Source organism: Vibrio sp. Isolate33 (assembly GCF_022397895.1).
Lineage (GTDB): Bacteria > Pseudomonadota > Gammaproteobacteria > Enterobacterales > Vibrionaceae > Vibrio > Vibrio pomeroyi.
In genome coordinates this window covers 25138-43890 of record NZ_JAKEUP010000016.1, presented here as the reverse complement: position 1 = coordinate 43890, position 18753 = coordinate 25138, and the positions used below count along the sequence as shown (strand labels likewise).

The window sequence follows — 18753 nt, the reverse complement described above, 5'->3', positions numbered from 1 at the left end:
GACTAATGGTGCAAAAACGATGGACACTTTACCTTTAAGACTTGGATTAACCATGTGGTCTCATTCTGAGTGGCAAAGTCAGTTCTACGGTAAAGGCACCAAACCCGCAGAACGCCTTGAAAAGTACACTCAAGTTTTCCATACCGTAGAGGGCAATACGACCTTCTACGCGACGCCGAGTATGACTACAGTGCATAACTGGAAAGCGGCAAGCCACGATGACTTCAGGTTCACCTTTAAACTACCCAAGTTCATCACGCACCAGCAACAACTGAGACACTGCCAAGCCGAACTCAAAGAGTTCTTAATGACCATGTCACCGTTGCATGATCGCATTGGTCAATGGACGATTCAGCTACCACACAGTTTTGAACCGAGCATGCTCCCTGCCCTGCAAAAGTTTTGTACTTTGTTTCCAAAAGACATGCAGTTGGGTGTTGAAGTTCGCCACTTGGGTTTCTTTGACAAAGGTGACGACGAAAAGCGTTTCAATCAATGGCTGGTTGAAGAAGGTATCAATCGCATTATTATGGATAGCCGCCCCGTTTTTTCCGCGCCGCCAACCACAGAGGCAGTGATCGATGCGCATCAGAAAAAACCACGCGTGCCCGTTCATGCCATAGCGACTGCCAACAACCCGATGATTCGCTTTATTGGCCATCCTGACCAAGAGCCTAACATCGAGTTTTTTAAGCCATGGTTTAGCAAAATTCCAACCTGGCTCAGTGAAGGCAAACAGCCGTATTTAATGATTCACACCCCAGACAATAACCATGCGCCTGAACTCGCGATTGCTATTTACGAGCTATTGCAGAAGCAAGTGTCTGAAAATACGTCATTATTATTGCCCGATCTTGCTCAGTTTCCTGCTCAGAAAGGCAACCATCAAATCTCAATGTTTTAAGTCTTCTTGTACATCTGGCTGTAATCCTCAGCAGTAATCTCAGTTTTCGTGACAGCAGTCCTTTTTTTACGTAAAATACGTCCCCTTTTATTTGGTACGAATTCTGTGCCAATTACGCTGACTGTCGAGAGAGAATGCCATGAGCAACACAGACAATATCTTTTCCGCTCCTATTGATAAAATTGGAGACTTCACCTTCGATGCAAGGGTTGCTGAAGTATTTCCGGATATGATTCAACGTTCGGTGCCTGGTTATAGCAACATCATCTCTGCAATCGGCATGCTGGCTGAGCGCTTCGTTAAGCCGCATTCAAATATTTACGACCTTGGTTGTTCTCTTGGTGCTGCAACGCTTTCAATGCGTCGTCACATCCAACAAGAAGGCTGCACAATTTTCGCTATCGATAATTCAGAAGCGATGGTTGAGCGCTGCAAATTGCACGTTAACGCTTACCGCAGCGACACGCCGGTCGAAGTCATCGAAGCTGATATTCGTGAAGTAGAAATCAAAGACGCTTCTATTGTGGTGCTTAACTTTACGCTGCAATTCTTGTCTCCAGACGACCGATACGCTTTGCTCGAGAAAATTCACGCAGGCTTGCGCCCAGGTGGCATCTTAATCCTGTCAGAAAAATACGTATTCGAAGACGAAAGCTCAAATGAACTGCTGATCGATCTGCACCATGATTTCAAACGTGCTAACGGATACAGCGAGCTAGAAGTGAGCCAAAAGCGTAGCGCGATCGAAAACGTGATGCGTCCTGATTCTATCCCTGTGCACAGAGAGCGCTTTGATAAGATTGGCTTCTCTAGCAGCGAAGTATGGTTCCAGTGTTTCAACTTTGGTTCGATGTTCGCCATTAAATAGTCTAGCTAAGTGATACTGAATGATACCCTTCATTCCCTACTGTGAGGGACGAACGTGATAGGGAATCTCTCTTTTTAGCTTTACCTTAATCACTAGTATTTTTATGAGTGTCGAGCGACTCAGAAAGCGCCCCTTAACAAAACACTCTAGCATCTATTTATAGATCCCCGATGCACTCGTCGACTCGCGTTCGAGGATGACGATAGTATCGGGTAACAAAATTTAGGAACTTGTTCTAATGTTTAATTTTGCCAATTTTTATCAACTTATTGCCCAAGATACTCGCCTTCAGCCGTGGCTAAATGTTCTTCCTCAACAGCTGACGGATTGGCAAAATGCAGAACACGGCGACTTCGACCGCTGGTTACGTGCACTGAACAAGATTCCACAAGGTGTGCCCGACCAAGTTGATCTGAAAAACTCAGTGACCATTAGCAGTTCTACACCGTTTCACACGGGTGAACTTAAAAAGTTAGAAAGCTTACTGAAGACTTTCCACCCTTGGAGAAAAGGCCCTTACACGGTTCACGACATTCATATCGATACGGAATGGCGCAGCGACTGGAAATGGGATCGTGTGCTTCCACATATCTCACCACTTAAAAACCGTTCTGTGCTCGATGTAGGTTGTGGCAATGGTTACCACATGTGGCGCATGCTTGGCGAAGGCGCACGTTTAACCGTGGGTATCGACCCTTCTCATCTTTTCTTGGTTCAGTTTGAAGCGATCCGTAAGTTAATGGGCGATGACCAACGTGCGCACCTGTTACCTTTAGGTATCGAACAACTACCAAAACTGGAAGCGTACGACACTGTATTCAGCATGGGTGTGCTATACCACCGTCGCTCACCGCTTGATCACTTGATTCAACTGAAAGACCAATTGGTGTCTGGCGGTGAATTGGTGCTTGAAACCTTAGTGATTGAAGGCGATGAAAATGCTGTTCTGGTTCCTGTTGACCGCTACGCGCAGATGAGAAACGTGTACTTCTTCCCTTCTGCTCGCGCACTAAAACGTTGGCTTGAACAAGTTGGATTTGAAGATGTTCGTATCGTGGATGAGAATGTCACAACAATCGGCGAGCAACGCACGACAGAATGGATGACACACAACTCACTACCAGATTACTTAGACCCGAATGATCCAAGTAAAACGGTTGAAGGTCACCCAGCACCAAGACGTGCCATTCTTGTGGCGACCAAGCCATAAATGTGATGTCCGAAAGCCATTATTTAGTTGATAACAGAGTAATGGCTTTTTGGTGGCTACAGCACCACCTTTTGCTTCGCTGTTAGCTTTCACAAAAATGCGCGTAAATTGAACGAAAATTGACTTATGTTTAATAAGTGAGCTATTTCAAATTACAATAATTGGCGTAGCGCTCACATTGCGATTCAATATGACCAGACTCTTACAATAGGATGCTTCACGCATCCTTTTTTGTGGGCTAAACTTCTAAATAGTCTGAACTATTCTCTAATTTCCAAAGGTTTTTTTATGTTTAAGCGATTATCGCCTATTGTGGCGGTTGGTTTGCTCTCTGGCTGTACCCTTACTAACGGTGCCGCCTACCACCAAGAAACTCTCGATGCTATTGCCCGCTCAGAGACAAACATCGCAAATAAGGTTCAAAATCTTGAACTGCAAGTCAGCAATCAAAGTGATTACATTGAAAGCTTAGAAGACGAAATCATCACCCTTTCAAATCAGTTAGATGTTCATCTAACCAGCATGGAACATAAAGTCATTGAAGAGCTAGAGGAAGAAGAACCCGTGGCAGTTGCAGCGGCTCCTATCGCTCCTACCTCACAACCAACTATCCTTGGCGGAATCGAAAAAGTGTCTATCGACTCAATCAAACAAAGCTTTGATGCTCGAGTTGATACTGGCGCAACGACCTCTTCTTTAAATGCAGTAGATATCAAAGAATTCGAACGAAATGGTAAGAATTGGGTTAAGTTCCACCTAGAAGACCAAGGACAAGCGGCAGAAGACCAAAAATGGATTGAAGCACCTGTTGTACGTTATGTAAAAATCCGTCAATCAACGAATGATCAGACAGAACGTCGAGCTGTGATTGAATTATGGGTTAAAGTTGGAAAAATCCATGAAAAAGCGCAATTTACATTGGCGGATCGCTCTCAAATGAGTCACCCTGTATTACTAGGGCGCGAATTTATCAAAGACATAGCGCTAGTAGATGTAAGTAAAAAGTACGTACAAACGGAAGTTAAATAACAATAGTAGGGTAAGCTATGACGTCAAGAATTCCATTTTATATCTCTATATTCCTGCTTATCGTGGCAGGTATAACACTGAGTATGTTCAGACATACGACCTACGGTGTACCTTGGACTCCAGGGGAAACCAGGCAGGTTTGGGACGTTGAAGCTCGCATTGAGTTCAACGCTGTAGGCAAAGAAGCGAAAGTTTCCTTAGCGGCTCCTCATACTCAGTCTAACTACACACTTATCGGCGAATCGGCTTCATCACCAGGTTACGGTATTTCTTACTTAAATACTGAGTCAGGTCGTCGTGCTGAGTGGTCTATTCGCTACGCAGATGGCCCTCAAACCATCTACTACAAGACACAATTCCTCGTAGACAACCAAGCTAAAGTGAACGACACACCACCAGAAGGTGAAGTGGTTCAACCAAGCTTCGACGGTCCGGAAGAAGCGGCGTCTCTTGCTCTGATTGATAGAGCAACAAAGCGTTCTGCAGACAATCTAACGTTCACTCGTGAGCTCATCAAAACGCTTAATGATCCAGACAGCCAAAACTCGGCGCTGATTCTGAACAACATGACCAAAGTGGAAGCGACACACAAGCTACTTTCAGCAGCGAAAATACACAACAAAGTGGTTGGTGTTATCGAGCTAGAAGATGGTCGTCGTCGTCAATCTATTCAGAACATGATTCAGATTTGGGATAACGATGAGTGGATCCTGTTCTCTCCTGAATCCAGCGAACAACAAGTTCAACCAAACCTACTGATCTGGGACGAGTCAAACGTGTCTCTGCTAGATGTAGTGGGCGGTCAGAACAGTAAAGTTCACTTCTCTATGATTGCTCAAGAGGTTTCACCGACTGAAGCAACCAACAGTAAAGTTTCTGCTGATCAGCTGTTAAACCTATCAATTCACAGCCTACCGTTGGAAGAGCAAGCGATGTTTAAAACCATCATGCTGATTCCTATCGGTGCGCTTATTGTTGTGTTCTTGCGTGTCATCATCGGTTTGAAAACGTCTGGTACCTTCATGCCAGTTCTGATTGCGGTGGCCTTTGTTCAAACACAACTGGTAACAGGTATTGTGGGCTTCCTACTGATCGTTGGTACGGGTCTTATTATTCGAAGTTACTTATCCAAACTCAACTTGCTACTGGTAGCCAGGATATCCGCCGTAATCATTACGGTAATCATGATTATCTCTGTGTTTACCGTGGTCGCGTTTAAAGTCGGTCTAACTGAAGGTCTATCAATTACGTTCTTCCCGATGATCATCCTATCTTGGACTATCGAACGTATGTCTATCCTATGGGAAGAAGAAGGCGCGAAAGAAGTAATGCTACAAGGTGGTGGTTCTCTATTCACTGCGGTTCTTGTTTACTTAGGCATGACTAACCCGTTCATTCAGCACTTAACGTTTAACTTTATTGGTTTACAGCTTGTTATTCTAGCGACCATCTTGCTACTAGGTAACTACACAGGCTACCGTCTAACTGAGCTTCGTCGCTTTAAACCGCTAGCGGAGGACTAAGTTATGTTTGATCAGTTTACTTCACCGTTTAGGTTGAAAGACAAAGGCATAATGGGAATGAACAAGCGTAACCATAGTTACATTGGTCGCTACAATGATCGTTCCAAATATCCACTCGTTGATGACAAGCTTAAGACTAAGATCATTGCTGAACAGGCTGGCGCTACGGTGCCAAAGCTGATTGGCGTTATTGGTCACCAAGCTGAAGTAAAAACAATCCACAAGATGGTAAAAGAGTGGCCGGGGTTCGTAATCAAGCCAGCTCAAGGCAGTGGTGGTAAAGGCATCCTTGTTGTGACTTCTCACAAGGATGGCGTTTATACCAAGCCATCAGGTTCAACTATCAATGAAGAAGACGTAGAGCGTCACATCAGTAATGCTCTTGCGGGTCTTTTCTCACTTGGTGGTAAGAACGATGTGGCGGTAGTTGAAAACCTCATTAAGTTTGATGAGTGTTTCGATGGCTTCAGTTACGAAGGTGTGCCAGATGTACGAATCATCGTATTCAAGGGCTATCCTGTTATGGCGATGATGCGTTTATCTACTTCAGCTTCAGACGGCAAGGCTAACTTGCACCAAGGCGCTGTAGGTGTAGGTATTTGTATCGCGACGGGTAAAGCCGTTCGTGCAGTTCAGTTTGACCACCCAGTCACTCACCACCCAGATACGGGTAAAGAGTTGGCACTACTTCAAGTGCCGCATTGGGAAAAACTGCTAACACTGGCATCAAGCGCTTGGGAAATGACAGGTCTTGGCTACATGGGTACTGACATGGTTCTAGACCAAGAAGAAGGCCCAATGGTACTTGAGCTTAACGCACGTCCAGGTTTAGCTATCCAAATAGCGAACGGTGCTGGTCTGCTACCTCGATTGCACCATATTGAGAACCTTGGTACACCAGCTGAATACCCGAAACCTGCAGAGCGCGTGGCATACGCTGCTAAGCAATTCGGTGTTCACGGTAACGAGATTGTTCCAAACTAAGCTATTTGCTGACTAGGTCACTTGATACCTAATAGAGCTCAATAAAAAAGCCGCATAACTCTCAGAGTTACGCGGCTTTTTAGTATCTGCCATTAATTTAACTGGTTGGGCTAAGCCTCTGTCGCTTCAATTTCAGGCTCACGAATCGGATCAATACGCACTGCCGCTACCTTAAACTCTGGGATCTTGGCATGCGGATCGGTCGCTGTGGTTGTCAAACGGTTGACTGGTGATTCCACAAAGTGGAATGGAATAAACACCACGCCTTTCTGCATTCGCTTGGTTACAAACGCCGCGATTTCAATTTCACCACGACGTGTCGATACTTTGAGCATCTGACCATTCGATATCCCTAACGCCTCAGCATCATGAACACTAACCATAGCACGTGGCCCTGCTAAGTTATCCAGACCTTTCGTTTTGCGCGTCATAGTACCTGTATGGAATTGCTCTAGGATACGCCCAGTCGTTAATACTAGCGGGTATTCTGCATCTGGCAGCTCTGCCGCATATCGAAACGGAATCGCTTCCATCTGACCACGCCCACGAGTGAACTGAGTCTGGTGCATAATACGAGTACCGTCAGGGTTGTTCTTATTGCTTGGCCATTGCACGCCATTAACCGTGATGTTTTCCCAACGTAAACCACCATATTGTGGCGTGACGCGAGCAATCTCATTGGTAATATCCGCAACTGAATCGTAGCTCCAACCACCACCCATCGCGTTGGCTAGCATTTGGATAATCACCCAATCCTCTTTCGCGTCACCTGGAGGCAATACCGCTGGGTTAATGCGCTGAACGCGTCGCTCAGTATTGGTAAAGTGACCAGACTTCTCGGCGAACGAGCAAGACGGTAGAACCACATCGGCATACTGCGCCGTTTCGGTTAAGAAGATGTCTTGCACCACAAGGAAATCTAACGCTTCAAGCCCTTCAATAACGTGTGCTTGATTCGGATCGCTTAGCACAGGGTTTTCACCCATCACATATAAACCACGTACATCTCGATTACACGCGCCATCAATAATCTCGGTCAGTGTTAAGCCCGTTTCAGCAGGCAAATCAGCAACGCCCCACTCCATCGCGAATTTTTGGCGAACCATTGGGTTATAGACTTTCTGATAACCCGGCAAGTTATTTGGCAACGCGCCCATGTCGCATGCACCTTGAACATTCGATTGACCACGCAGCGGGTTGATGCCACCACCTTCGATACCGATGTTGCCACACAAGAGCTGCAGGTTAGCAATCGAGCGAACGTTGTCATGGCCAGTGGTGTGTTGCGTGATACCCATGGAGTAATACACCGCAGTGCGTTCTGCAGTACCTATCAAGCGCGCCATCGCGAAGATGTCTTCCGCTTTAACACCAGTCACCAACTCTACTTTGTCTAACGAGTAGCTTGGTGACATTACCTCTTGTAGCAAGGTATCAAAGCCATCGACACGATCATCAATGTACTCTTGGTCGTACCAACCGTGCTTGATGATCTGCTGCATCACACCATTAATCAGCATCACGTCTGTACCCGGTCGGTGTGCTAGGTAAAGCTCAGCATGATCGGCAATATCGATTCTCTTAGGATCTGCTACGATCAGTCGAGCACCGTTATGCCTTACTGCCTGTTTGATGTGTGAGCCGATAATTGGGTGCGCGGATGTGGTGTCAGAACCAATGATAAAGATCACGTCCGAGTGTTTGATGCTTGGAATATCGTTGGTCATCGCTCCACTACCTAGCGAAGCTTCAAGCCCGGTTACCGTTGAAGCATGGCAAAGACGAGCACAATGGTCGACGTTGTTGGTGCCAAGTTCACGACGAATGAATTTTTGGAAAGCGTAGTTATCTTCATTGGTGGTTTTAGCCGATGAGAAACCTGCTAATGCATTACTACCAAAACCTTGTTTGATCGCCGTGAACTTGCCGGCAATCAGCGTAATGGCTTCTTCCCAACTCGCAGGTTGTAACCAGCCATCTTTACGAATTAACGGTGTTGTAAGGCGGGCATCACTAGCGACGAAGTCAAAACCGAAACGTCCTTTAACACACAACATGCCTTCGTTAACCGGAGAATCACCGCCCTCGATATAACGGATTTTGTTCTTCGCTTCGTCAACATGCATAGTCAGCTTACAGCCCACACCACAGTAGGTGCAGATAGTGTCGACCTTTTTAAGGATGTCGGTATCGCCTTGTTTTTTATCTCTCGCATCCACCATCGCACCTGTTGGACATGCCTGAATGCAAGAGCCACATTGAACACAATTAGAGTCGCCCATTAAGGTCTTGTCAGCCCCAAAATTCGGGCGACATTCAGGTCTTGAAGCTGGCTTCCCGTCAGACTGATTCATGAAGCTTAGAACGCCATGAACGTTCTGTTCACGACACGCTTGGATACACTGACCACAACTGATGCAGCGGTTGGCGTCAAAGATGATGAATTCAGAGCTATCATCGACAGCAAACTTCTGCCTTGTCGATCCAACTTTGGATTCCTCTGCGCGAATAGCTTGCCAGCTCTCATTAGAAGCGACATCAATTTTGTATTCTGGATGTGTTTGGGTTGCCTTGTACTCAGTCGAGTAATCACGAAGGTCGCAGTCGGTATTGGCTTGGCAACCACACTCTAGACATCTTGTGGCTTCTGCGATTGCATCAGTATTATCAAAGCCAGTTTCTACTTCTTCAAAGCTTTGCTCTCGCTGCTCTGGTGTTAGCTCTGGCATGATTTTACGTGCCATACGTTGTATCGACTTGTACTGCTCGGGATCAACGGCTTTGAGCTGATTATGCTTTCTTGAGTTAAACGGTTTAGCCGGAATATTTTCCATATCACCATTGAAGAATCGGTCGATCGCTTGCGCAGCAATACGCCCGTCTCCTACCGCTTCGACTGCTGTCGCTGGACCACGACGGAAGTCACCGATACTAAATATATTGCCCGTACCTGTGTGCATAGTTTGCGGATCAGCATCCGCAGTGTTCCAACGAGTTAGTGGGATATCAATCTCTTCATTATCCATGAAGCTTAAATCTGGTTTCTGCGACACCGCAGCGATAACCGTATCGAACGCTTCAACAAAGAACTCACCCGTTGGTTTAGGACTACGACGACCAGAAGCATCTGCAGGACCAAGCGCCATACGTTCTAATCGAATCTCAGATACATGGCCATTATCATCAGCAATGTTCTCAGCCGGGTTAGTCAAGAAGTGGAACTTAACACCTTCGTGTTCAGCTTCTTCGATCTCATAATCTTCAGCTGGCATTTCATCTCGTGTGCGACGATAGATCAGCGTGGTGTCCGCACCATCACGTACTGCGGTTCGAGCGCAGTCAATCGCCGTGTTACCACCACCAATCACAGCGACTTTTTTGCCCGTAGTGAAGTGTTTGTCAGTCACATAATCTTTCAGATAATCAACACCTAGGTAGCAGCCACTAAGGTCACTACCGGGATAATTCATCTCAACGGCTTGTGATGCACCCACTGCTAAGCAGACCGCATCAAAGTCACGACTAAGATCTGACAAGGTAAAGTCAACACCAAGCTTCTTGTCGCACTCTACTGCCATTCCGTTACGACACATGAGTTCGATTTCTTTATCTAGAATCGATTTCGGTAGACGATATTCAGGAATCCCATAACGCAACCAGCCACCAGCTTGGGGCATCGATTCATAAACACTGACGTCATAGCCCTCATTAGACAGGTAATAGCCTGCTGTTAAACCACCAGGTCCACTGCCGACAATCGCAATGCTCTTGCCTTTGCTGGGTTTCTTCGCAGGCATGTAGCTCTCTTGAGCAGCCAAATCGGCATCGGCTGCGTGTCGCTTGAGTTGGCGAATCGCAATCGAATCATCGACTAAATTTCTTCGACACTCGGTTTCACAGAAAGCAGGACACACACGACCAATCGATAGTGGCATCGGCAGTGTTTTCTTAATCACTTCGATGGCTTTGGTATGATCATTTTGCGCAATATGATGAAGATAAGATTGAATATCGACTCCCGCAGGGCAAGCAGTTTGGCATGGCGCTTCACAGTCAGCGTAGTGGTCTGCCATGATACGATTCAGCGCATCTTGTCGATGAACCGTTAGCTGTTTAGATTGAGTGGTGATGTTCAACCCATTGGCTACCTCAAGCTCACAAGAGCGTGTCACGCCCATCCCATCCACTTCAACCACACACAAATCACACGGCACCTTGTCCGCTGTTTTGTTCAAACCACATAACGATGGAATCTCTAAACCACATGTTTTTGCCGCCTCAAGAACGGTTTGCCCTTGTTCGACGATTCGAAATTTCCCATCAATGACGATTTGAATCATAGCCTGTCCTACCTTTACCTTTCGCACACTGCGAGTTATCAATAATTAAAAATAAAGTAATACAATATTATTAATATTATTTAATCTATGTAATTACCATACATTAATTATGGTTTTGTGCGTGTGACCTCAAACAAGTTCCATTGATAATAACCATAAGGTATGAGTGGTCTTATCTGTATATGGAAAACATTAAATTGAAGATAAAGATAATTTGAGGAAGGCAGGTGTAATCAGGGAGATTAGATTTCAGATATTAAAAAGCCCCTACCACTGTATATAAAGTGAATAGGGGCTTTGAATTGATATGATAAACCGGCTTAAAGCTTACTGCTCAGCTTCTTCAATCAGCTCTTGCACTGGCGATGCAGGTTTGTTTTGTGCAAAACCACGCAGGCCAACAACGTGTACGTGTTCGTGATCTTTGAAGACCTTACGTACCAGCTTGTAGGTAGTACCCTTCTCTGGGCTGATGTTCTCTGGCGCTGCAATCAGAAGCTGCATACCTAGACGGTCACACAGTTCAAACAGTGTAGAGATAGACTTCGCATCCAGACGTGCTGCTTCATCAAGGAACAACAAGCGACATGGAACAATGTCTTTGCTACGAAGTCGACGAGACTCTTCTTCCCAGCTCTGAACAACCATCAATAGGATAGATTGACCAGTACCGATCGCCTCACCGGTAGACAGTGCGCCCGATTCCGCTTGTAACCAACCATCAGAGCCACGGTTAACTTCAACACTTAGCTCTAAGTAGTTACGGTAATCCAGTAGCTCTTCACCTAGAACTTGCGGAGAACGTTGACCCATGTCGATGTGTGGGTTCACACGTTGGAACAACTTCGCCATCGCTTCAGAGAAGGTGAAACGAGTCGTCTCGAACAAGTCTTTGTGCTGCTCTTGTTGAGTCGCGAGGCCTGATAGCAAGATTTCGTGACTTTCGCGGATCTTAACATTCAGACGTACGCCCTTAACCTGACCAAAGTAAATGTTCGACAAGCCTTGGTTCAGCATACGAATACGGTTCTGCTCACGCTGAATCGTCTTCTTAATGATGCTTGCTACCGACTCAGAGCTGATCGCTAGGCGGTTTTCACGCTGGGTCAGCTCTTCTGTTAATCGAGCTAGCTCAACTTCCATCTCTTCGATTGCTTCAACCGGATCATCCGTATGAATGATGTCTTGGCGAATACGTTCGCGAAGATGTTGGTAAACCGCAATGTAGAAAAGAACCTTACGCTCTGGATGCGCGTTGTCTTCCGATAGACGCAGCGAATCACGTAGGTCCTCATTGTCAGCCACAGCCAAACGTAGTGCACCCAGTGACTTATCCGACATTGAGCGAAGTTCGCCTGCCGTTAGGTAAGCCAGTTCACGCTTGTGTAGACGACGTTCAACGTCATTCTCACGAGCTAAACGTAGAACTGAACACCAACCTGCTTTTGCTGCAACCACGAAGGTACGAAGCTCGGTGTACTCTTTCTGTACTTTCTTAAGACGCTTAGCCAGCGCTTTCATCTCAAGTTCAGTTGAGGTAATCGTGCGCTCGTATTCGCTCTTACGACTGCGAGACGTGTGTAGACGCTCTTGTAGCTCGTCACGACGACGTACAGCACGTTCTTCAGCGCCTTCATCAGCATTTACACCGAACTCTTGCAGCTCTTGCTTGAACTCTTGAACCGTTTCTTGTTTCGCTTGGTGCGAGCTCTTCAGTGCTGCCAATACTTGGTTGTACTGGTTCATCTGTTCACGAGCTTGTTTCAGGCCATCACGACCTTTCGCTCTTGCTTGTTCCGCTTGAACCAGTTTCGCTTTCAACTGCTCGCTCAGTTCGCTGCTCTTGTTAAGCAGGTCAACAGAATCAGCGTAAGCAAAGTAGTGACGACGTTCAATCAGATCAGACAGTGCGAATACTTTGCCTTTTAGCGTTTGTAGTGCGTTGTCTGCCTGACGGTACTCCGCTTCCAAAGCTTCAAATTGCTCTGGGTCAGCATCGAGTGCTGAAACGATTTGCTCTAGTGACGCAAGTGCTTTGCCATGAGTGTTCAAGTAAGACTTCGCTTCGCTCAAACGCTCTAGTTGTGCTTCTAATTCAGCGAGACGCTCAGCTAATGTTTCGTCTTCAAGAATACGAACCATAGGCGCGAGTTTGTCTAATGCACCAAGTGCCTGTTTGCTTTGTAGAAGCTGACTGCGTTGTTGTTGCTCTTTAGAATCTAGCTCTGCCAGAGAACGAACAATTTGGTTACGCTTATCGCGAATAGACGCGAGCGCCTGTTCTGGATCTGCGTTGAACGCAACGTGCAGGTGCTTCGCAACAAAGCTGTTGAATGCTTGGTATAGGCGATTCAGTTTTTGAGAGTCAAACGCTGCTTTGGCATGGTTTTCAACAACCACATCACGCTCTTCACGCAATTTCTCTAAACGCTGTTCACGAGCCGCACGACCAAACAGTGGGATCTCAGGGAAACGAGAGTAACGCATTTGGCGATCGTTCAGTTGAACGCATACTGCGCCTTCTAACTCGTCCGCGTTGAATGAGCTGTCATCAAACGCGTCTACATCGCCTTCTAGGATGTAAAGGTCTTCTGGACAATCATCAAGATCAATCAGCTTCTCTTTGATGCCATCAAGATCTGAAACCACAATTGCATGACGAGCCGGGCCGTACATCGCACTGAAGTAAGGCGCATCACCAATCGTGATGTCGTCGTAGATCTCAGAAAGCAATACGCCTCCAAGCGTATCCGCTAGGCCTTTCAGACGAGGATCGTTAGAACCACCTGGAGATGCTAGACGCTCGATTTCTTGCTCAAGTTCAGCTCGGCGAGTTGCCAATTGATCTTTTGCAACCGCTTGAGACTTTTCGTCTTCAAGTACTTGCTGCATTTGAGTCATTACCGCTTGGCTATCTTCTAGTTCAGCTTCAGTTTGATCTCTCAATGCTTCAAGCGCATCGTTTGCTGTGATCCAAGCAGGAGCAATAGACTCTAGCTTTTGAATCTCTTGATCGTGGTTTTGCTGCACACGACGTTGTTCACTTTTCGCTTCACGCAGCTCTTCTTGAGCATACTCAAGCGTTTCGATCTGCATGGCATGACGTTCGCGCTCTTCGTCAAAAACCGCTTCGTCAGTCAGTGAAATGTTGTGTTGCTTTTGGTATTCAGTCGCAAGCTCTTTTGCTTGACGTTGCTGCGCGACATCGCGAGCCATGTCGCGGTGCTGAGCACGCCATTGCTGTTCGTTCTCAACAACGTGTTTAGCGTTACGGCCTTTTTCTAGAGCTTGCTTAGCACTGTGAGACGCTTCCTTACGTTCAACGTCACCAACGATGCTCTTAACCAAAGACAGTGCTTTGTCGAACTGTGCAGAAGCTGCAGAAGACATGTCTAGCTTGTGCTTAGTCGACAGTAACGTCTGAGTGCTTGATTCTTCTTGTGCTTTTAGCTCAGAAACCAAGGTTAACGCGCTTTCTGCAGTAATAGATTCATCACCTAGTAACTGCTTGGTTTTCTCTAATGCTTGAACCGCTTGCTGGTATTGAAGCGCACGAGTCTGCTGAACATCCAACGCTTGTTGGTAATCAGCAAGCTGAGTTTTCAGGCTATCCACTTCTTCTTCAGTAATGGTTGCCTGCTCTTCTGCAAGAAGTACTCGCTCTTGAGCTTCTTCAACCACCATCATCTGCTCTTCTAGACGCTCATTAAGCTCTTCTAGATCTTCGCTGTAGCGAGCAATTTTCTCTTGCTGGCGAAGTGCAGTTTGAACCAATTGAAGGTGATCTGAAGCCGCTTGGTAGTCTTGTTCTAGCGCTGATTCTTGATCCACCAGCAGTTCGAGTTCTTCTTGAACTCGATTCAACAGGTTGTTTTGCTCAAGTAAAGTTTCACGCGAACCAAACAGTTCACCACGGAACTTCATGGTTTGATCTAACTTGTTACGACGATCGTTGGCATGGCGCATGTAGTCCGCAGCCACGTAATTCGTAGATTCAGTGATCAAGTGTTTGAACAAGTCACGATCCGACTGAGTTGTCTTGATCGCTTCTAGCGTCATGCGGTTCTCGCGCAGTGCCGATTCCATATCTTGGAATGCTTTCTTCACACCACCATTTTGCGGTAGAAGGTAATCACGCAGAGAACGTGTAATCGCACTTGAGATACCACCGTAAAGTGATGCTTCAATTAGACGGTAGAACTTAGAACGGTCGCTGCTGTTACGCAGTTTCTTCGGTACAACACCGTACTCAAACATCTGTGAGTGATAATCAACAATCGAAGAGAACGCTTTAAAGTGAGCGCCTTCGTATTGCGCTACCGCTGCTTTCACATCGTTCAATTGACATACACGAGCGTGGCTGTCTGAAACGTTCTGAATCAATACATCCGTTGGTTTCACATGACTTGGAAGGCCTTGAATAACGAACGGCTTGATGTCTACTTTCTTGTCACGACCCGCAACTTGCTGCAGTTTTACTGCAAACAACAAGCGTTGATTACGAGAGTTCACTACATCCAGCGCTGCATAACATGCGCCAGGCTGAAGCTTACCGTAAAGGCCTTTATCACGAGATGACTGTGAGCTACCCGCTTCCGTTGTGTTACGGAAATGCAGAAGGCTTTGGTCAGGGATAAGTGCTGTGATGAATGCCGCCATTGTGGTCGACTTACCTGCACCGTTACCGCCAGAAAGCGTTGTAACCAATCCATCAATATCAAAAGTACGCGCGAAGAAGCCGTTCCAGTTGACCATGGTTAATGATTGATACTTACCTCTTTCAATCATGCTTCACCTTCTACTTTTGTTGGTTCGCCGTCGTTTGACTCAAGGTCAAAGTCAGCTTGATCGTTAAAAATGTCTTGTTGACCGTTTTCGTCTACGCCTGCATCGACTTCTGATGTGGTTTCAGCTTGCTCTTCATTTAACAAGCTACCTTGGTTAGGCTCTTGAGTATGCACCACAGCTTCACCATCACGGATAAGACGCAGTTGAGCTTCTTTCATGTCATCGCCAACACGTACGTCAGCACCAAAACGGAATACCGCTTCGCTGATACGGAACTTGCCTGTCTCGCCAATCGCTATCAACATGCCAATACGACGTAAGCGACGTAGAGAAGTACGCACTTTTTCAAACAGTTTCTCTTTGTCTAAGTCAGAACCCGACGCACGGTTGGTTGCTAGCTTCATGAGTTTTTTCTCATCCGCTAACGACATCAACTCATCAAACAGCTCTTGGTTAGTGAAGATACCTTCATGAGCAAGACGCTCTGGGCTTAGGTATAAGAAACACAGTACCTTACCTACGAGCATGTCTAGCTCAGACAAAACGCTGCGACCAATTAGCGACGTAGAACGTGGACGCAGGTAAAAGAAGCCTTCTGGCGCTTTCACAAGCTCGGTGTTGTAACGTTGGTAGAAATGCTGAAGCTCAACTTCAAAATCAGAAAGTAACGCGTGGTTATCTAGGTCTTCTGTTGAAATATGCTTACCTGAACGCAGCATGCTGTCTAGCGCAGGGAACAATGGGTTCGCTATCGCTTTTACCAGTTTCTCTGGCATGTAATCATCAGTACTTGTTAATGACATTTGCTTGTACCTTTGCACCGAAATCGTTGATTGCCTGCCAATCTGGCTGAATAGCCTGATAGTCAGACTCTGAGTAACCTAAGCGCACGGCTTGGTCGACAACAATTCTGGCTAAATCAAAATGGTGTGTGCGAGGGTGTGCAGCGAGGTAATCGCGTAGCACAAGGCCTAGATCAATTGGCGCACCTTGCTGTTTGTGAGCTTTTAACATCTCTGCAATTCGGTCTGAAAGCAGATCATTCACTTGCTCAAATTCTTCGTATTCTACGTCGATTGGTGCTTGGCCCATGACTTCATCATCACGAAGTACCAAAGCTTCATCACGCAAATCAGTCAGCTTTTCAGCATCGGCGTAGGTCAATAACCAAGGCGCATCGAAGTAGTCGGTAACCGACTGACGCAAGCGTTGGCTAAAGGCACGGTTTTTATCCATATCAATCGCGGTACGGATAAACTTGTGAACGTGGCGATCGTAGCCGATCCACAAATCGATCGCTTGCTGGCCCCAACTAGTGATTCGGTCGAGCTTCATCTGCAAGCCGAATAGGGTTTCGCCAACGAACTCGAGTTCATCGTCACCGTAAACAATTTCTTGAATATCGAGGATCTGTGTTTGCAGTTCATCACCCGCCGCTTGCAAGGTGTCTTGCAATTCTTTTAGCGTGGACGAGGTTTCTGATAGCAAGGTTTCACAGTTGTTGATCGCTTCTCGCCAATCTTTGTTTAAAAGATCGGCAATTTGCTGCTTAACGGTTTGCTGCTGCTCATCCATAACACGTTGGTTAAGATCGATCTGATCGAAAATTTCACCAACAGAATACTTGAGCACGCCGTAAACGTTCTTTCTCCAATGTCCTGGAGTTCCGCCCTTCTGCGCTGCTTCAATAGCTTTCGCCATCTCGTCGGCAACCATAGAAAGCTGGATAGACAATTTTAGTTTTGAGAACTGACGGTGACGCAAGTAATAATCTGAGATACCAATCGCTAATGGCGACAAACGGTAAATGCTCGCACCATCGGTGATTTCGCTAGTAAAGCGGCTAATCAGCTTCTGTTTAACCAACTCATTGATGGCGTTGTTGGCACGAAACGCAGACGCTTCGCCAGTATCTTCAAACAGTCGAGTGACGATGGTAAATGCATCGTGCAGTTCACCTTCGCCCAACTCTTCATCGAACCTTTCATTGCTTAGTACTGCGATAGCAATCAAAAATGCTAAGCGCTCTGGCGGCAAGTTTAATGAAAAATCATGCTGCTTGACCCAGCCCACCAACTCATCAATTGGCTGCTCTTCGGCAGTTTGAGTCATTTCACTCATTGTGGTTCCTGTTACTGTTCTTCGTCATATCGAACATGTTAGATATGACGCCTATTTCTTTATGACGCGGGCTTCTTACGATTGCATAGCGCATGTTGTGGCTTCTTTTACCACATTCACCGCTGTTATTGCGCAGGTTTTTGAGCCCAAACGTGAATATAACGGCCTAACGACAGATATGGCTCTTGGCGACATAGCTGTTTTTCTAGTTCCAATACATCTTCAAATTGGTAATCGCCCATGTACTCCATATTACCTATGTAGTCACTGAACGAGCGAATGCCTGATTTACCACAGATGTCTAGACCAGCGTCTTCTATCCATTGGTAAACCTCTTCTGGCTTCAAGCCTTTTTGTGGTTGCAGCTTAAACCGTTTTCGATGTGGCATCCCATTCAATACATGAGGAATGTTGCCACAAATCACATTTTTCAGGACTAATCCGTGGTGGTTATAAAACATTATCGAGGCAACGCCACCCGGTTTGACTTGTTCAAGCAATAAATCAAGCGCCTCTTTCGGGTCGGCTAGCCATTCCATTACGGCATGAAACATCACAACATCGACTTTTTCATCGAGGTGTTCTGACACTTTTTGCACTGGAGAATGGATAAATCGATACAGCTCTAACAAACCCGCTTCGTTGATACTTTCTTCTGCAAGCTTTAGCATCTCAGAAGAAAGATCACATAGAGAAACCTTATGACCAAGTGCCGCAATTTTTTGCGACATCTGTGCCAACCCGCCCCCAGCATCAAGCACATGCAGCGGTGACGCTGAATGCTCAAATTTGCTCAAAGCTTGTTCTAAATCTTCCCATACGATGATCTGACGGATCTCTCCTTTGTCAGAGCCGTAAATATTTTTTGCAAATTTGTGGGCAATATCGTCGAAATTACGGTCTTCAGTCACGGCTACTTGAGTTATTATGTCCTATCGTGCCTGCTATTCTGTCACAGGAATTTCAGGAATAAAGAGGCGATGTCT

At 46.2% G+C, this 18753-nt stretch carries 11 protein-coding genes; 6 read left to right on the top strand and 5 right to left on the bottom strand.

Translation table 11 applies throughout. The annotated features are described in order from the left end of the window. The first annotated feature begins 19 nt into the window (after nucleotides 1-19). The 6 genes from L1D37_RS18905 to L1D37_RS18880 all read left to right on the top strand — a co-directional run bounded on the left by L1D37_RS18905 (nucleotide 20) and on the right by L1D37_RS18880 (nucleotide 6518). Nucleotides 20-904, top strand: a complete 885-nt coding sequence (locus tag L1D37_RS18905; RefSeq protein ID WP_239848786.1) for a DUF72 domain-containing protein — start codon at nucleotides 20-22, stop codon at nucleotides 902-904. Nucleotides 905-1043: 139 nt separating this feature from the next. Continuing rightward, complete coding sequence (cmoA, locus tag L1D37_RS18900) at nucleotides 1044-1772, top strand: carboxy-S-adenosyl-L-methionine synthase CmoA (RefSeq protein ID WP_239848785.1); 729 nt, start codon at nucleotides 1044-1046, stop codon at nucleotides 1770-1772. Nucleotides 1773-2010: 238 nt separating this feature from the next. Beyond that, a complete protein-coding gene (gene cmoB / locus L1D37_RS18895; RefSeq protein WP_086775336.1) occupies nucleotides 2011-2982 on the top strand; it encodes a tRNA 5-methoxyuridine(34)/uridine 5-oxyacetic acid(34) synthase CmoB in 972 nt (323 codons plus the stop codon). A gap of 288 nt (nucleotides 2983-3270) precedes the next feature. Then, complete coding sequence (locus L1D37_RS18890) at nucleotides 3271-4011, top strand: ATP-dependent zinc protease (RefSeq protein WP_065585129.1); 741 nt, start codon at nucleotides 3271-3273, stop codon at nucleotides 4009-4011. A 17-nt stretch (nucleotides 4012-4028) separates the two neighbouring features. Next, nucleotides 4029-5534, top strand: a complete 1506-nt coding sequence (locus L1D37_RS18885; protein ID WP_065585128.1) for an inactive transglutaminase family protein — start codon at nucleotides 4029-4031, stop codon at nucleotides 5532-5534. 3 nt (nucleotides 5535-5537) lie between these two features. Next, nucleotides 5538-6518, top strand: coding sequence for an alpha-L-glutamate ligase-like protein (locus L1D37_RS18880; RefSeq protein ID WP_026084277.1), 981 nt, complete (start codon nucleotides 5538-5540; stop codon nucleotides 6516-6518). Nucleotides 6519-6628: 110 nt separating this feature from the next. Here the strand turns inward: L1D37_RS18880 and fdhF are convergent, their stop codons facing one another. The 5 genes from fdhF to cmoM all read right to left on the bottom strand — a co-directional run bounded on the left by fdhF (nucleotide 6629) and on the right by cmoM (nucleotide 18678). Continuing rightward, a complete protein-coding gene (fdhF, locus tag L1D37_RS18875) occupies nucleotides 6629-10858 on the bottom strand; it encodes a formate dehydrogenase subunit alpha (RefSeq protein ID WP_239848784.1) in 4230 nt (1409 codons plus the stop codon). Nucleotides 10859-11185: 327 nt separating this feature from the next. After that, entirely contained in the window at nucleotides 11186-15646 is a 4461-nt protein-coding gene (gene mukB / locus L1D37_RS18870; RefSeq protein ID WP_239848783.1) for a chromosome partition protein MukB, read from the bottom strand. Further along, a complete protein-coding gene (gene mukE / locus L1D37_RS18865) occupies nucleotides 15643-16449 on the bottom strand; it encodes a chromosome partition protein MukE (protein WP_239848782.1) in 807 nt (268 codons plus the stop codon). The genes mukB and mukE overlap by 4 nt, the downstream gene beginning before the upstream one ends. Next, nucleotides 16430-17767 carry a chromosome partition protein MukF gene (gene mukF / locus L1D37_RS18860; protein ID WP_017055049.1) on the bottom strand — a complete coding sequence of 446 codons (1338 nt, stop codon included), beginning with the start codon at nucleotides 17765-17767 and terminating at the stop codon, nucleotides 16430-16432. Before mukF ends, mukE begins: the two co-directional genes overlap by 20 nt. A 125-nt stretch (nucleotides 17768-17892) precedes the next feature. Continuing rightward, nucleotides 17893-18678: a tRNA uridine 5-oxyacetic acid(34) methyltransferase CmoM gene (gene cmoM / locus L1D37_RS18855; RefSeq protein ID WP_239848781.1), complete on the bottom strand. Its 786-nt coding sequence runs from the start codon at nucleotides 18676-18678 to the stop codon at nucleotides 17893-17895. Nucleotides 18679-18753: the final 75 nt, after the last annotated feature.

Excerpts from the sequence above, each read along its gene's own strand:
- L1D37_RS18905 (WP_239848786.1), top strand. The coding sequence starts at position 20 with ATGGACACTTTACCTTTAAGACTTGGATTAACCATGTGGTCTCATTCT.
- cmoA (WP_239848785.1), top strand. The coding sequence starts at position 1,044 with ATGAGCAACACAGACAATATCTTTTCCGCTCCTATTGATAAAATTGGA.
- cmoB (WP_086775336.1), top strand. The coding sequence starts at position 2,011 with ATGTTTAATTTTGCCAATTTTTATCAACTTATTGCCCAAGATACTCGC.
- L1D37_RS18890 (WP_065585129.1), top strand. The coding sequence starts at position 3,271 with ATGTTTAAGCGATTATCGCCTATTGTGGCGGTTGGTTTGCTCTCTGGC.
- L1D37_RS18885 (WP_065585128.1), top strand. The coding sequence starts at position 4,029 with ATGACGTCAAGAATTCCATTTTATATCTCTATATTCCTGCTTATCGTG.
- L1D37_RS18880 (WP_026084277.1), top strand. The coding sequence starts at position 5,538 with ATGTTTGATCAGTTTACTTCACCGTTTAGGTTGAAAGACAAAGGCATA.
- fdhF (WP_239848784.1), bottom strand. The coding sequence starts at position 10,858 with ATGATTCAAATCGTCATTGATGGGAAATTTCGAATCGTCGAACAAGGG.
- mukB (WP_239848783.1), bottom strand. The coding sequence starts at position 15,646 with ATGATTGAAAGAGGTAAGTATCAATCATTAACCATGGTCAACTGGAAC.
- mukE (WP_239848782.1), bottom strand. The coding sequence starts at position 16,449 with ATGTCATTAACAAGTACTGATGATTACATGCCAGAGAAACTGGTAAAA.
- mukF (WP_017055049.1), bottom strand. The coding sequence starts at position 17,767 with ATGAGTGAAATGACTCAAACTGCCGAAGAGCAGCCAATTGATGAGTTG.